This is a genomic window from Mangrovibacterium diazotrophicum (assembly GCF_003610535.1).
Classification (GTDB): domain Bacteria; phylum Bacteroidota; class Bacteroidia; order Bacteroidales; family Prolixibacteraceae; genus Mangrovibacterium; species Mangrovibacterium diazotrophicum.
On the sequence record NZ_RAPN01000004.1, the window covers coordinates 70,158 to 85,515 of the forward strand.

12 protein-coding genes are annotated in these 15,358 nt (G+C 42.2%); 9 read left to right on the plus strand and 3 right to left on the minus strand.

Translation table 11 applies throughout. The features are described 5' to 3' along the window. The first annotated feature begins 4 nt into the window (after positions 1–4). The 9 genes from BC643_RS19940 (at position 5) to BC643_RS19980 (ending at position 9,665) form a co-directional block, all read left to right on the plus strand. Positions 5–922 carry a glycosyltransferase gene (locus BC643_RS19940; protein ID WP_120275052.1) on the plus strand — a complete coding sequence of 306 codons (918 nt, stop codon included), beginning with the start codon at positions 5–7 and terminating at the stop codon, positions 920–922. Positions 923–925: 3 nt separating this feature from the next. Continuing rightward, positions 926–1,858, plus strand: a complete 933-nt coding sequence (locus BC643_RS19945; protein WP_120275053.1) for a glycosyltransferase family protein — start codon at positions 926–928, stop codon at positions 1,856–1,858. Positions 1,859–1,951: 93 nt separating this feature from the next. Further along, complete coding sequence (locus tag BC643_RS19950) at positions 1,952–3,094, plus strand: glycosyltransferase family 4 protein (RefSeq protein ID WP_120275054.1); 1,143 nt, start codon at positions 1,952–1,954, stop codon at positions 3,092–3,094. Positions 3,095–3,143: 49 nt separating this feature from the next. Then, positions 3,144–4,253 carry a glycosyltransferase gene (locus BC643_RS19955; RefSeq protein ID WP_120275055.1) on the plus strand — a complete coding sequence of 370 codons (1,110 nt, stop codon included), beginning with the start codon at positions 3,144–3,146 and terminating at the stop codon, positions 4,251–4,253. A gap of 51 nt (positions 4,254–4,304) precedes the next feature. Further along, on the plus strand, positions 4,305–5,165 hold the full coding sequence (locus BC643_RS19960; RefSeq protein ID WP_120275056.1) for an ATP-grasp fold amidoligase family protein: 861 nt from the start codon (positions 4,305–4,307) through the stop codon (positions 5,163–5,165). A gap of 103 nt (positions 5,166–5,268) precedes the next feature. Continuing rightward, a complete protein-coding gene (locus tag BC643_RS19965; protein WP_211338155.1) occupies positions 5,269–6,024 on the plus strand; it encodes a WecB/TagA/CpsF family glycosyltransferase in 756 nt (251 codons plus the stop codon). A gap of 50 nt (positions 6,025–6,074) precedes the next feature. Further along, positions 6,075–6,872 carry a polysaccharide biosynthesis/export family protein gene (locus BC643_RS19970; protein WP_120275057.1) on the plus strand — a complete coding sequence of 266 codons (798 nt, stop codon included), beginning with the start codon at positions 6,075–6,077 and terminating at the stop codon, positions 6,870–6,872. Between the two features lie 38 nt (positions 6,873–6,910). Next, a complete protein-coding gene (locus BC643_RS19975) occupies positions 6,911–9,295 on the plus strand; it encodes a GumC family protein (protein WP_120275058.1) in 2,385 nt (794 codons plus the stop codon). Between the two features lie 22 nt (positions 9,296–9,317). Then, a complete protein-coding gene (locus tag BC643_RS19980) occupies positions 9,318–9,665 on the plus strand; it encodes a BT0820 family HAD-type phosphatase (protein WP_147377284.1) in 348 nt (115 codons plus the stop codon). Between the two features lie 87 nt (positions 9,666–9,752). On the opposite strand, the gene BC643_RS19985 is transcribed toward BC643_RS19980, so the two are convergent. The 3 genes from BC643_RS19985 to BC643_RS19995 all read right to left on the minus strand — a co-directional run bounded on the left by BC643_RS19985 (position 9,753) and on the right by BC643_RS19995 (position 15,328). After that, positions 9,753–12,983, minus strand: coding sequence for an error-prone DNA polymerase (locus tag BC643_RS19985; protein WP_120275060.1), 3,231 nt, complete (start codon positions 12,981–12,983; stop codon positions 9,753–9,755). Between the two features lie 109 nt (positions 12,984–13,092). Continuing rightward, entirely contained in the window at positions 13,093–14,586 is a 1,494-nt protein-coding gene (locus tag BC643_RS19990; protein ID WP_120275061.1) for a Y-family DNA polymerase, read from the minus strand. Next, positions 14,579–15,328, minus strand: a complete 750-nt coding sequence (locus BC643_RS19995) for an ImuA family protein (RefSeq protein ID WP_120275062.1) — start codon at positions 15,326–15,328, stop codon at positions 14,579–14,581. Before BC643_RS19995 ends, BC643_RS19990 begins: the two co-directional genes overlap by 8 nt. Positions 15,329–15,358: the final 30 nt, after the last annotated feature.

Genomic DNA, 15,358 nt, shown 5'->3' on the forward strand with positions numbered 1-15,358 from the left:
AACTATGTACGCTCCGATTTGCTTGTTTACCTACAACAGGTTAAATGAAACTCAAAAAACACTAGAATCTTTAGCCTCTAATTATTTAGCAGCTGAAAGTGAGCTGATTGTATTTTCAGATGGTGCAAAATATCCTAGCGAGGAGAATAAAGTAGAGGCCGTTAGAGATTATGTGAAAAGTTTGAGTGGTTTTAAATCAATACGGGTTGTAGAAGCCGAAACAAATAGAGGATTGGCAAATTCAATTATCTCTGGAGTAACAGAAGTGCTTGATGAATACGGGAAAATTATTGTATTGGAGGATGATCTTATTTCTGCGCCTAATTTTCTAAATTTTATGAATCAGGCATTAGAGTATTACGAAAATGATCAACAAATATTCAGTATTTCTGGATACACTCTAGGTCTTCCTTCGTTGGCAGAATATAGTAAAGACTACTATTTGATACATAGACCTTCATCTTGGGGCTGGGCTATCTGGAAAGATCGGTGGGAGAAAGTTGATTGGGGTATGGAAGACTACCCAAAATTCAAGTACAACATTTTCAAACAAGTCAAATTTATGAGAGGAGGATCGGATCTTCCCTTGATGTTGTGGAGGCAAATGAATGGACGTCTTGATTCTTGGGCGATAAGATGGACTTATCACCAGTATAAACAAGATTTATATTCTTTATGTACCACCAAAAATAAAATCATCAATATTGGTGCCGGTGAAGATGCAACGCACACCAAAAGAATTAAGAAGAGATATGAAAATAGCTTAGAAGACGTTGGAAAAACATCATTCCACTTCGATAAATCAGTTAAACCAGATAAGAAGTTATTAAAAGAGTTTAGAAAAAAGCATTCTTTCTATAACAGACTGGTTGATAAATTAAGGTTATTTTATTTTATAGGTTTCATTATAATGTTTATATAGTTTATGGAAGCAAAATCTCCAGTGTTGTTGATTACATTTAATCGTCCTAATCTTGCGCTGAGAGTTTTAGATTCAATTAGGTCATATAAACCAGATCGTATTTACATTGCGTCAGACGGACCAAGAACGAATGTTGAAGGGGAAAGAGAAATTGTTTTAAAGACACGAGAGCTGGTATTAAATTCAATTGACTGGGACTGTCAGATTAAAACATTATTTCGTGATGAAAATAAAGGCTGCGGTTCTGGCCCTGCATCAGCTATAAGCTGGCTTTTCACTCACGAAGAACAGGGAATAATCTTGGAAGATGATTGTATACCTCAGCCAGAGTTTTTTGATTATTGTAATAGCTTACTAAATAAATACAAAGGTGACCAGCGTGTATGGCTTATCTCAGGACGGTCACCGCATTCAAGTAAAACAAAGTTCTTCAGAAATAGCGATTACATTTTTAGTACTCATGCTGAAACATGGGGATGGGCAACGTGGAAAAGATGTTGGGAAAAATATGACATAACAATGAGTCTTTGGCCGGGATTTTATCAGCAAGGAGGATTTCGTAATATCCAGTTTTCAAGACTTGCAGGTATGTATTTCAATTTCGCGTACAAAAATTTGTATAGAAGTGAAGATTTAAGTTCCCACGTTTGGGACTATCAATTTACCTTCAATATCAATGCGCACGGAGGGTTAGGTATCGTTCCTGCAAAAAATTTAATCGAGAATATTGGCTATGAAGGGACTCACTTTTCGGGTATCACAAAGGCCCAAAAATTGAAATCAGTAGATGGCTTTCAAATCATCAAGGAACCTCATGTAGTCATGGTTAATCGTAGTTACGATGTCTACAGTTTTTACAACATGTTGTATTCAAAGGTTATAAACGTAGCAACGAGACAAGTACGAAAGATATTCGGGAGAAGTAAGTTGAATTAAACAATTAGTAAGTGTAGATATAATTGATGCTACGAAAATAACTTCGTTGTGTCAAGTTATAGGGACAAGACTTTCAACCAGAGAGCTCAATTTATGAAGATATTTTTTGATTTTTATGAGATCGCAATTACGAAGGGGAAAAGTATCGGGATTTATAATTATGCTTTATCTGTTTTGCGAAATTTAGCTTTAAATGACAAGTTGAAAATACTTGTTGCGTGTTCTGGGGAAAATGCAGATCAAATATCTAAAATTGAGCGAGTTGAAGTTTTGGAAGTAAATAGGGAATATCCGAATTTTCAGAAGAGGCTTTTATGGCGTTCATATAATGCCATAAATATGGCAACTAAATATGAATGCGATATTTATTACTCTCCAAAGGGGTTTGCGCCAGGATTTGTTAGAAGAAAAAGGGCACCTTATATTGTTCTAACTGTACATGATATGATTCCTTTTTACTACAAGAGTCATTTCCCTGGTCATTTTGGTGCGTTCGAAAATATGTTTGTTACAAAATCTCTTTATCACTCGATTAAAGTTGCCAACGAGGTAATTACCATTTCCAACTATTCGAAGGAAATGATTAAGCAACATTGTAATCGTAAAAATGGTATTGAAGTAATTTACAATGGGGTAAACTCATTTTCTTTCGGCTCAAATGGAGAGACAGAGTGTGCTCCATATATTTTCTCGATTACGAGTAGTTTACCGCATAAAAACCGTGAAAACCTATTAAAAGGATATATTGAATACAGAAAGAACAATGCTGAAGCATTGCCTTTAAAATTGTGTGGGTTAGACCCTAAATGGTTAGGAGATGCTTATCAGGATCAGGGCATAGAGTGCATGGGTTTCGTTGATGAGAAAACGTTGATGAGTTTATATCGGAATGCAAGGTTGTTTGTGTTCATTCCCTTGATCGAAGGATTTGGTTTTCCTCCATTTGAGGCGATGTCGTTCGGGACGCCTTCCTTAGTTTCGGATATCCCTGTTTTTAGGGAGATTCTGGGGCCGATGGTTAAATATGTAGATCCACTCGATTGTAAAACAATTGGTAATGCGATCAAAGAAACGCTGGATGACAAGCAGTTTAGGCAAAACTTTGATCGGGAGTCGCCTAAATTTCTCCAAAAATATTCGTGGAAAGATTGTAGTAATGAAATATCTGAATTGTTTGAAAAGGTTGTTGGTAATTCTAAAAGCAGTACGAATGAATCGTTGGAATTGAATAAATAATTAGAATTTTCGCTGTGACACTAGGGCGTAAATTGGACAACCGGATTTAATGAGTAAAAAGATATTGTTTCTAAGTCCATTACCTCCACCCATCTACGGAAGCAATTTATCATGTCAGACATGTTTAGAGGTAATTCAAGAAAGTAAAACATTTGAGATCCAAAATATAAAATTAAATAAATCGGTAAGGTTTGATGAGGTTGGAAAACTGACAGGAAAAAAGCTTATAGCGAGTTTGGGACTAACCTGGCAAATAGTGAAGACGGTGCGAAAGTTCAAACCCGATCTGGTCTATTTGATGCCGTCCACCGCAGGAGTTGCCTTTTATCGTGATTTTGGTTCTGCTTTAGTTCTTAAACTTATGAAGCAAAAGATCGTTTATCACGTAAGGACACATATTAACGATGATGACATAGAAAATAAAGTGAGGTTTTTTTATTTCAAAAATGCGTTTAAAAACTCAACTGTCATAGTGTTGGGGCAAGAATTGAAAACAGCACTAGTAAATTTTACGTCCAGTGAAAAAGTCAAAATACTACCCAACGCCATTGCTAAATCCGTTTCAGATATTGAGTACCGGAAAATTGAAGCTGAGCGATTGAAATTTAAAACCTTAAACTTATTATTCTTGTCAAACATGATGAGAGATAAGGGATGGTTAAAAGCGCTAAAAGTAGCAAAACTGCTAAAAGATGCGGATGCTGATTTTCATTTTCGATTCGCAGGAAGTTGGCCGTCACATTCAGAAGAAACAGAGTTTTATAAGTTTTTAAATCGTCATCAACTAAATGATTGTGTTTCATATATTGGTTTTGTAGACGGTAATAGAAAACGTGAAATATTGGCGAAGTCAGATCTTCTGATTTTTCCGACGGAATACAGACATGAAGCTCTCCCTCGTGTGATTATTGAGGCTATGGAGTTTGGTATTCCTGTTATAGCTAATTCCATTGCAGCGATCCCGAGTACGATTGTTGATAATTATACCGGTTTCTTGTTGACTGAAAATACACCTGAAGAGATTATTTCCAAATTAGAATACTTTAACTCCAAAGAGGTGATAGGAGTGATGGGAAGTTGTGCACGAAAACGTTATTTGGATTACTACGAGTTAGAAGGATTCAAAGAAAAATTTATTGGCATAATTGAAAAGTGTTAGTCTTTAAGATAGAGTCTAGCTATTCGACAAAGTGGTGTTGAAGTTGATTTTATGAAAGATTTATTTTTAAACATACTGCGAAAAACCACAAATGATAAACTGTATTATCAGCTCAGGCACTGGTTTAAGCATCGAGGACGAGCTCATCTGAAAAAGCCGCAAACGTTTAACTCGAAATTGATATGGTTGAATTTATATGATCGGAATCCACAATACGCTTCATTTGTCGATAAGTACGACGTTAGGAAGTATATCTCTGATCGAATAGGCTCTGAATATTTGAACGAGTTGTATGGGGTTTACGAGCGAGTAGATGATATCGATTTTGAAAGCTTGCCAAACGATTTTGTGCTAAAAGCGACACATGGGTCCGGTTGGATTATTGTTTGTGAGGATAAAAGTAAACTGGATATTGACTCTGCAAGAAAGCAGATGGCAGGATGGCTTAACAAGAACTTCTATGATCTTTACGGAGAATGGGTCTATAAAGAATTGAAACCGCGAGTAATTTGTGAAAAATTCTTACGTAACGACAATGAATCAGGCTTAACCGACTATAAAATATACTGTTTCAATGATACTCCCCGATTTATTCAAGTAGATATGGATCGATACGAGAATCATACCCGAACTTATTTTGATTTGGAGTGGCAACAGATTCATTTCGAACTGGGCGGATGCAAGGCTAGTTCTTCGATAATCCCAAAGCCATCTCAATTTAAAAAAATGCTTGAAATTGCCGGGATTTTGTGTAAAGGATTTAAATTCATAAGGGTTGATCTTTATTTGGTAGGCGAAAAAATCTACTTTGGTGAGCTCACGTTATACTCCGGCAACGGAATGCTAAACTTCTCCCCAAAACAATACGATAAGAAAATCGGTGAACTTTTAGATCTTGAAAGTTCTAATTAAAACAGTCGGCCGCTGTCGAATTAAAGTTACAGTTTGCTTTTAGATAATATATTCTCGGGCGCAGGAACTTAGCCTGCGCTTACTTTACATGAAAATTTTCCATATGAATTCCAAATTTGCTTCAGTCTTAGGCTACCATGTTTATATGAATGATCTATCGGACATTTCGATACATGGGCCTAAAATAATAAACACACTTAATGGGCATTCTTATAATGTTGCGAAGAAAGATCCTGAATTTAAGAAAGCGTTGTTAGAATCAGATGTTCTTCTTCCTGACGGAGAGAGTGTCGTGTTGGGAGCAAGATTTCTTGGTATTTCTGATTTGCATAAAATTGCAGGGTTTGATCTATTCTATCACTTGATGAATAGTTTACAGGAGAAAGGTGGATCCTGCTTTTTTCTGGGAGCATCAGAAAAAACACTTTCTTTAATAACTTCGAGGCTACGTTTGGAATTCCCGAATGTTCGGGTTGGAGCTTATTCTCCACCGTATAAACCAGCTTTTTCGGAAGAGGATAATGAGTTGATGAGGTCGAAAGTAAATGAGTTTAAACCTGATGTTTTATTTGTTGGAATGACCGCTCCGAAACAGGAAAAGTGGGCACACGAGAACAAAAGTAAATTGGATGCAAACGTAATTTGCGCAATTGGTGCTGTTTTTGATTTTTATGCTGGCACAACGAAAAGACCACCCCGTTGGATGATTGATCTTCGAATGGAGTGGTTAGGAAGACTTCTTCGGGAGCCCAAGCGCATGTGGAGACGCTATATTCTCTCTACTCCAATCTTCTTTGTTGATATCTTCCTGCATAAGTTAGGGCTTTATCAAAGAAGAGAAAGCAAAGTGTATCATTAATAAGAATAATTTAGAGTATGTTTTCTGATTACAACTAAAATTTATTTCTCATGAATAAAAAAGTATCGATTTGCAAGTTACTAGTTATTTTATGCGCTGGCCTATTGGTTTCCTGCGCATCAACAAAAGAGATAACTTATCTACAGAATTTACCGGAAGGTGAAGTTCAACAGGGGATTCTTTACTCAACCAATGACTATGCTTTGCGCGTTGGTGACAACTTGTTTATACAGGTGACCTCAATGAATCCGGAAGTTAACCAATTGTTTAATCCATCAATGGCAGGTGGCGGAAACAGCGGTGCAGGACAGCAATTTGCGAATGAGGCAACACAGTATATTAATGGTTACCAGTTAGATGGTGACGGTCGTGTTGAATTGCCTATTATAGGGCATGTTTATTTGAAAGGAGCAACAATCACTGAAGCTAAGAAAATTTTGGATACGAAAGTGGCTGAATATTTTAAAGAGGCAATGGTGACTGTTAAATTGTTAAGTTTTAAATATACAGTGATGGGTGAGGTAAGTTATCCTGGTGTATTCTATAATTACAATAACACTTGTACTATTTTGGAAGCGATAAGTAACGCGCGTGGAACGACAGATACGTCAAAGCTTAAACAAGCTAAAGTTGTCAGAGAAGGCAAAGACGGATCTTATTCTATTGATATTGATTTGACAGATAAGTCTCTTTTGACCTCTCCGGCCTATTATATTCACCCCAATGACGTAATTTACGTTTCTCCGGATCGAGGATTTAAAAATATGCGATTAAATGCATCCATCTATTCGTTAATGCTTTCAACAATCACAACTGCCATTGTTGTTGTCAGTTATTTGAAAGATTAAAGGTATATTTCTATAAATCGATTTGCAATTCTACTGGTATGGATAAAAATAATGATATTTTAAAAATGCTCTTAGATGAGGATGATAAGTCATTTAATTTTAAAGAGTTTCTTACCAAACTAATGCATTATTGGTATTGGTTTGTGATTTTAGTTATAATCGGTGTTGGGGCGGCTTTTGTTTACAACAAATTCACTCCTCCTGTTTACCAGGTTACAAGTAAATTGTTGGTAAAAGATAACAACAATAATGGAGCATCTTTGGGGGGAATATTTGATTCATATTCGATGAAGTCGAATATGGTTTTAGCAAACCATATTGGAATACTCACTTCCTATAATTTGAATCTGGAGGTTATAGAGCGTTTAGGTTGGTATGTGTCTTGGTATCAAAAAATGCCTTTAGGTGATTATAGCTTGTATGGTAAAGAGCCTTTTCATGTTGCATTTAGTCCCGAAGATTCAAACTTGAAGAATGTACCCGTTTACATTTCTCAAATAAATGATTCTACATATACCGCGAAAGTTGATGCAGTTGTTAATATTGGTGGCGATGATTTTGAAATTAATTTTGAGTCTAAAGGTAAGTACGGCGAGAAATTTGAGAATAACTACTTCAGTTTCGTCGTGAACCCAAGCGGTACTATCGGCAAAGATGCATACTATTTTATTTTCAATGATTTAAATAAGCTGGCATTAGGATATGTGAAGAAATTAGATGTTACAGCAGTTGATGACGATGCAAATTTACTGAACGTCATGATTAATGGTGATAATACGCAGAAAGAAATAGACTTTATAAACATGTTGTCGACGGTGTATATGCAGTATACACTAAAAGAGCAAAATCAAATCTCTGAGAATACAATTGATTTCATTGATCGACAGTTGAGTGCCGTTGTCGATACATTAAAAACAACGAATGATCAATTTACCAGCTACAGATCCAATAAAGGGGTTTATGATTTGAGTCAGAAGGCTGAAATCATTATGCAAAAATTGAACGAGCTCGATTCGAGACAGTCAATGGCGGAAATGCAATTGAGCTATTATGAGAACCTCAAGAAGTATATGGAGGATGGGGAGAAGATGCAGAATGTTACCTTTCCATCAGTTGTCGGAATCACAGATTCTGGATTAAACAATTTGGTCGCAAAATTGAGTGAGTTGTATAGTAAAAAGGAAGCGCTGTCGTACAGTCTTCAGGCCAAAAACCCGAGTTTGGTTGTTATCGATCGGGAATTGGAATATACCCGCAAGAGTTTGCAGGAAAATTTGAATAACCTGGTGTTTAATACACAACGAGAGTTAGATGCGTTGAATCGCGAGATTTATCAAGTAAAAAGCCAATTAAGTGATGTTCCAAAAACAGAACAGGACTTGGTGAACATCAAGCGAATGGTTGATTTGAATAATGAATTGTATAATTTCTTGTTACAACGTCGGGCAGAAGCGCAGATAACAAAAGCTTCAAACTTACCTGAAATTGAAGTTCTCGATCCGGCTCAATCGGCCACAGTATCACAGATTGGGCCTAAATCAACGATCAATTTAGCATTGGGATTCTTACTGGGGATTTTTATTCCGCTGTTCGTGATAATTGCAGTTGATTATTTTGATGATAGTATCTATTCGAAAGAGCAGTTGGCTCAATTAACAAGTTTGCCTATTGTGGCCGACATTATTCACAATAAGTTTAAAGATGCAATTCCCGTCATAAAGTATACACGATCGGTTATCGCTGAGTCTTTCCGCAAGTTGAGAACAAACTTAACTTACATGCAAAAAGGAGACAATAAGAATGTAATTGCAATACATTCATCGGTTCCAGGTGAGGGAAAAACGTTTGTTGCTGCTAACTTAGCGTCGGTAATGGCTCTCAATAACCGAAAAGTAGTATTGGTTGGTGCAGATATGAGAAAACCGACAACTCATCAATACTTCAATCTTAAAAACGACATTGGTATCAGTACTTATTTGATTGGTACTCATAAGCTGGATGAGATTATTAAACCGTCAGGAATTGAAAATTTAGATATTGTACTTTGTGGAGTAATTCCTCCAAACCCGGCCGACCTTTTGGCTTCGGAAGAGTTTGACGGTTTGATTGAAGAGCTAAAATCCCGTTACGACGTTGTAGTAATTGACAACTCACCATTTACGTTAGTTGCTGATGCCGCAATCGTGGGTAAGCATGCAGGTGTGAACTTGTTTGTTGCGCGCCAGGGCTATACTCATAAAAAGATGATTGAAGTATTGAACTACAACGTTGAACAGTATGGATTGAAGAAAGTTGGTATTGTAATCAATGATGTTAATCCGAAGAAATACGGTTCATATGCAACTTCTTACGCAAGTTATGCTCAAAGTTCGTTCAAATCGGGCGGGTATTTTGATGATAAACTTGAAGTGAGCAAGGCCTAAACGATAAAAAAGATAGTAGTATATGGTTTTAGCGATCGATTTTGACGGAACAATTGTAGAGCATAAATATCCGAAGTTGGGAAAGGAAATCCCAATGGCGGTTCAAATGCTGAAGCAATTGAAACAGGATGGTCATACACTTATTCTTTGGACCGTTCGTGATGGAAAGGAACTTGATGATGCATTACAATTTTGTAATAGCCGGGGGCTCGAATTTCATGCCGTTAATCGGAGTCATCCTGAAGAGGTCTATGACTGTCAGAACATAAGTCGTAAGATTACTGCAGACCTTTTTGTAGACGATCGAAACCTGGGTGGTTTGCCTCCATGGGAAGAGATCTATTCAAAAATTAGCAAGCAAAAAGCTTAAAGATACAACCATCTGGTTGATTGCAGATCGATGGGGCGGGGTTACACTTTAGAAGTGTGCCCCGTTCTTTTTTTGTGCCGTTATAATTTATTTGAAATCGCGCGATCGGAAAAGCTCGCCTTGTACAGTTTGTACGGGGCGGGCTTTTTCGCTTTTCAGTACTTCTGCCGGATATTTTTTACTTGCTCCGGTCGGTTTATTCATCGACCCCAGGTTTCGGCCTTCTGCTCTCAAGTCCATGAGCTTGTTTAGGTTGAAACATGCACTTACCACAACATGAATAACTTCCCCTTCAATTTGAAGCTTGCCTTCCACCATCAACAGGCGAGATTGCAAAATCACCTTGCGATATTTTTCAAACGTGTTTGCCCACACCACCAGGTTGGCAAAACCGGTTTCATCTTCAATCGTAATAAAGAGCACGCCTTTGGCTGTTCCCGGGCGTTGCCTCACGGTGATGAGCCCGCAGACTTTTACCCGATCGCCGTTTTTTAGTTGGTTTAGGGCTGAAGTTGTGGTCACTCCAAAATTGTTAAGAGTGGCGCGGGCGAAGCTTACCGGGTGCGCTTTTAGCGAAAGGGTGGTGCTTGCATAATCCTGAATGACGTGTTCGCCATCACTCATAACCGGCAATTCAGTTTGTTGCTCGGAGGAGCTGGCCGATGGCGTGCCGGTGAACATCCCGGTAGGGTGGTCTTTCATGGCTGAGACTTCCCAGAGGGCACGGCGTCGGTCGAGACCGAGGGAACGAAAAGCATCAGCATCGGCAAGGCGCTCCAGTGCTGCTGGCATTATCCCAATTTCGACGAGTCGATCGATATCTTTGTACGGTGATTTTCGACGAAGGATTAAAAGTTTCATTTCTTCCTCCCTCAACCCTGTTACTTGGCGGAATCCAAGTCTGACAGCACAATAATGACCATCTTTTTCTTCCAGGGTGTTGTCCCAATCAGAGTAATTAACATCGACGGGGCGAACCATAACTCCATGCTTACGGGCATCAATCACAATTTGCGCCGGTTGGTAAAATCCCATAGGCTGACTATTTAGAAGGGCTGCAGCGAAAATATCGGGGTAGTAACATTTAATCCACGACGAGATGTACACCAGCAGCGCAAAACTAGCGGCGTGGCTCTCCGGGAATCCGTAGCTCCCGAAACCTTCAATTTGTTTGAAAACTCGTTCAGCAAATTCGTTAGTGTAGCCTTTTCTGATCATGCCACTAACAAGCTTGTCGTGGTACCAACTCACTTTCCCTTTCGACTTAAACGTTGCCATGGCCCGGCGCAAACCATCGGCTTCGGCCGGCGTGAAGCCTGCTGCAACAATGGCGATTTCCATGGCCTGTTCCTGAAATAAGGGAACTCCTTTGGTCCGGTGTAAAATTTCTTTCAGCTCCTCTGACGGAAATTCAATCGGCTCCTTTCCATCCCGGCGTCTTAAATATGGATGGACCATGTCGCCCTGAATTGGGCCGGGACGAACAATGGCTACCTCAATTACCAAATCGTAAAATTCGGTGGGCTTCAGGCGGGGGAGCATCGACATTTGCGCACGGCTTTCAATCTGGAACACACCCAACGTATCGGCATGACTAATCATTTCGTAGACTTTCGGGTCGTCCTGAGGAATATTGGCCAAAGTAAGGTCTAAGTTGTAATGTTGTTTGGCCAGCTTGAAGGCCTTTTGGATGCAGGTGAGCATGCCTAGCGCGAGCACGTCAACCTTTAAAAAGCCGAGTGCTTCAATATCATCTTTGTTCCACTCAATGCAGGTGCGGTCTTCCATGCGGGCATTCAGAATAGGGCACAGCTCGTGTAGTTTGCCACGGGTAATAACAAAACCGCCAGTGTGCTGTCCCAGTTGTCGCGGGAAGCCAATGTATTGCCCGGTAAGCTCCAGTACTTTGCGCAGGTGCAGGTCGTTCGGGTTGAAACTGGTACTTTCAGGAGTTTTACCGGTAAACCAATCTTCGGTAAATTCATAAGCTGATTTCGACAAAAGGTTGATCGAATCAGTCGATAATCCCATCACTTTTCCAACATCGCGTATGGCTCCTTTCCAATGCACTTGCGTTACTGTAGCTACAATGCCGGCCCGGTCGCGTCCGTACTTGTTGTAAATGTATTGCATGATTTCCTCGCGACGCTCGTGTTCAAAATCCACATCAATGTCGGGTGGTTCATTGCGCTCGTCGCTCATGAAACGGGCAAACAATAGTTTGAATTTCGACGGGTCAACCGAAGTGATCCCAAGGCAGTAGCAAACCACTGAGTTGGCTGCAGAGCCACGTCCCTGGCACAGAATTCCACGAGAGCGGGCCTCGCGCACGTAGTCGTACACGGTTAGAAAATAGGATGCGTAGTCTTTCCGCCCGATAAACTCCAACTCCATTTCGATCGTGGCTTTGATTTTCGGCGGAATCGTTTCGCCCCACCGCTCATGTGCACCCTTCCAGCATAGGTAGATCAGCTCTTCCATTGGTTTACGGCCCGAGCTGGTAATTTCTTCAGGGTATAGGTAGCGCAGCTCATCGAGCGAAAAATTGCATAAATCGGCTAGCCGTTGTGCATTCTGAATGGCTTCGGGGTATTGCAGAAACAGGCGTTTCAGTTCGTCTATCGGTTTCAGGTAGCGCTCGGCATTCTGGTGTAGTTTGAAACCAGCCGAACTGATGGTACATTTCTCGCGGATGCAGGTGAGTACATCCTGCAGCTCGCGGCGCTCCGACCCGTGATAATGCACGTCGTTGGTGGCTACCAGCGGAACCCGATATCGTTTGGCCAGTTGCGAAAGCTGGTACATGCGCTTCTGATCGTCACCCCGGTAGGTAAAACTGGCTGCCAAATGAAGCGATTTGCCCAAAACTTGCCGGTATTCTTTCAATGCAAGTATAAATTCAGGCTGAAATTCGAAATCTGCATTCAGCGAATCGGGTGGCAAAAGTACGAATTGGATGTTTGCGGCATATTGAAACACATCGGCCCGGTATAGTTCACATTTTCCTTTTTCTGTTCGCAAGTTACCGGTTGATAGCAATCCGGAAAGGTTGGAGTAACCTTCTCGGCAAGTGGGATAGGCGAGCAAGCTGGGGCCGTCGAGTAAGTCGAGGCGGCAGGCCGGGATGAAGCGAATTTTTTTGCTGCGGGCAGCCACATGTGCCCGAACAATGCCGGCCAGCGAATTTCGGTCGGTAATGGCAATAGCCGTGTAGCCCAGCTCTTCAGCTCGTTCTACCAGCTCGTCGGGACCCGAACCTCCCCTGAGGAACGTAAAATTCGATGTGACCTGTAATTCAGTGTAACTTACCTGATTCAAAATTCGATGTTTATAAAATTCTAAAATTCAATAACCAAAATCCAAATGCAGAAGGCTTTTCTTTCTATAATTTCAACTTGAAACCTGTGGCTGAATACTCGTAGCTACCTCAAACAAAATACCCGTGCAGGAACCATTGCGGTTTGCCATTGCCGTAAAGTCCAAGTCGGAAAATCCAGTAGCGGGCGCCGGTGTCGTCTTCTACCCGGTAATAGTCGCGTGGCGGACTGCTTTGAAGCCACCATTCCTGCTCAATCCGCTCGGGACCGTCGGCTTTCGCTATTCGGATCAGTTCGCCTTTGTAGCGAAAGTGCATAGGTGGGTAGTCGGGCAGCACCACCATTACCTCGATGGGGTCGGGGCGGGGAAGTAGCTGCATGGGGCGTGATCGGTCGATGCGCCATGCTGTTTCGGGCTGAATGTCGAGCGAGCTCACTGCTTTTACCGAACGCTCGGGCCAATAGCTTTCCTGCGGCAGATAGCGCCGAATCGATTGTTGACCCACCTTGCCGGCAATGTTGTCGAGTAGCTCGGCAATAGCAGACTGGTTATTGTTGCTCAGGCTCCACAGAGCTTCCTGCGCTTCGCTCACGTCCTCCACCAAAGTAGCTTCGATGGCAAACAGCTCGATACCGAGTGCCGGTTCCAGTTCCGGAATCTTCAACTCGAATAGCTTGAATAAATGGGCGGTGTTGCGCGAGGCCCGGTTTGTTCCGATGCTGATTTGTACCGTTTCGCCATCCAGTCGGTAGCCTTTTAGGGTAGCAGCTCGCACGCCTTTTCCGTCATTTGAAAGTCGTTTGCAAAGCATTTCAAGCAGAGTTTGAACAGCGATTTCGATGCCTTTCGCTGTTCGGATTGGCTCCAGACAGGGCAAACGTTCCAGGTAAATTGGTGCTGCCTGAACTGGTTTCAGTAACTCGCGTTCAGTTCCCATGGCTTGCCCCAGCCGAAGCAGCAAGCCATTGCCAAAGCGACGGCGTAGATTCGTTCGTGGAATGTCGATCAGCTGGCTGATTTCCTGGAATCCCAGCTTGTCGAGACGCTGCAGCGTGGGAGTTTCGAGACGAAGAGCCACTGGCGGAAGGGCAAGAAGAGCTTCACGCTGTTTGCCCGGTTCGATGATGAGATTCTCTCCATGGCGGGCTGTTGCCCAGGCTGTGCCGACCGTATCGGCAATTGCAGCACGTGCCCGGTAGCCGCCTTTTCGCAGACGGTTTATAATGGTGTTGAGGTACGGCAATTCTCCACCCCACAGATGCGGGCAGCCGGAGATGTCGAGAACCAGCCCGTCGGGGGAAGTGGTCGCAACAATCGGGCTAAAACGAAAGCACCATTCTGCCAGTTTGTGCAGCAGTTTTTCATCTGCTTCAGGCTCGGCCGGGAATACTTCAACCCCGGGCAGAATCGCGCGAACATCGGCTACCACCATGCCCGGACGAATGCCTTCTTGGGCCAATGCCGGGCTCACGGCGTAAACCACCATGCGACCGTGCTCGGGAGTGTACAGCAGAAAACGCTTGCCGCGCAGCTCCGGATGGTTTTTACTCATGCGCTCGGTTGGGAGAAACGGCAGCCAAATATGTAAATAACGTTTAGGCATACGAGCGTGTGTTTGAGGGTGAAGTAGCCGGTAGTGCCGCCGGGCGTTGATCGGGCAATGCATGGAACCGGCTGTTGCGCCACTCGAAGGTCCAACTGCCGGGGCGGCCATTTCGAATCTTTTCCAGTTCAACCAACACGCGTGGAAAGCCAACACCGGGTAGGCCGCTGCTGTGGCTTGGTAACGGGCTGACTTGCCAGCGCGACACACAGGCCAGCGTATGTTTGCTGCTGGGAAGCTGACGATGCAGAAATCCGGTTACCCGACTGTTTTCGACAGCCAGTTGCAGACGACGCGATTCGGCAAAACTCACCTCGCGAAGCTCAGCGACCACGGCCGACAGGGCTGTGCATTTCAAGGCTTGCTCCATCACCCAAAGCCCGTCTTTTCTCAACTTTACATCGACAAAAATGACCCGGTGCGGCTCGATACCGAAAAACTTCAGTGCAGGTGGAAACAGTTTCCGGCCAACGCTAATCCACAGGCAAATGCCACTTTGCCCCAGGAGGGTGCTGAGCAGTCCGGACAGGAAGCCGTTGGCAGCAGCAGCATGTGCTTCGGTTGGGCTAACAAATTCGTGAATGGTTCCAACCGGAAAGACACCCTCGGGAAAAGCGTCGTTCACCGGGCCCAAACCAAAATCGAGCTGCCGGCTGACAGAGCCGGTGCTGAATCCTTCCATCGAAAGAATCTGCTTTTTTAGTTGGGAGATGATGTCTTTTTTGCCCGCAATTGCTTCCATATCTGCGAAATGTTTCTATTTTTGTTACGA

Bases quoted from the DNA above. Each gene is read 5' to 3' on its own strand.
- BC643_RS19975 (WP_120275058.1), top strand. From the start codon at position 6,911: ATGGATAAAAATAATGATATTTTAAAAATGCTCTTAGATGAGGATGAT.
- BC643_RS19955 (WP_120275055.1), top strand. From the start codon at position 3,144: ATGAGTAAAAAGATATTGTTTCTAAGTCCATTACCTCCACCCATCTAC.
- BC643_RS19995 (WP_120275062.1), bottom strand. From the start codon at position 15,328: ATGGAAGCAATTGCGGGCAAAAAAGACATCATCTCCCAACTAAAAAAG.
- BC643_RS19945 (WP_120275053.1), top strand. From the start codon at position 926: ATGGAAGCAAAATCTCCAGTGTTGTTGATTACATTTAATCGTCCTAAT.
- BC643_RS19940 (WP_120275052.1), top strand. From the start codon at position 5: ATGTACGCTCCGATTTGCTTGTTTACCTACAACAGGTTAAATGAAACT.
- BC643_RS19960 (WP_120275056.1), top strand. From the start codon at position 4,305: ATGAAAGATTTATTTTTAAACATACTGCGAAAAACCACAAATGATAAA.
- BC643_RS19950 (WP_120275054.1), top strand. From the start codon at position 1,952: ATGAAGATATTTTTTGATTTTTATGAGATCGCAATTACGAAGGGGAAA.
- BC643_RS19965 (WP_211338155.1), top strand. From the start codon at position 5,269: ATGAATTCCAAATTTGCTTCAGTCTTAGGCTACCATGTTTATATGAAT.
- BC643_RS19980 (WP_147377284.1), top strand. From the start codon at position 9,318: ATGGTTTTAGCGATCGATTTTGACGGAACAATTGTAGAGCATAAATAT.
- BC643_RS19990 (WP_120275061.1), bottom strand. From the start codon at position 14,586: ATGCCTAAACGTTATTTACATATTTGGCTGCCGTTTCTCCCAACCGAG.
- BC643_RS19970 (WP_120275057.1), top strand. From the start codon at position 6,075: ATGAATAAAAAAGTATCGATTTGCAAGTTACTAGTTATTTTATGCGCT.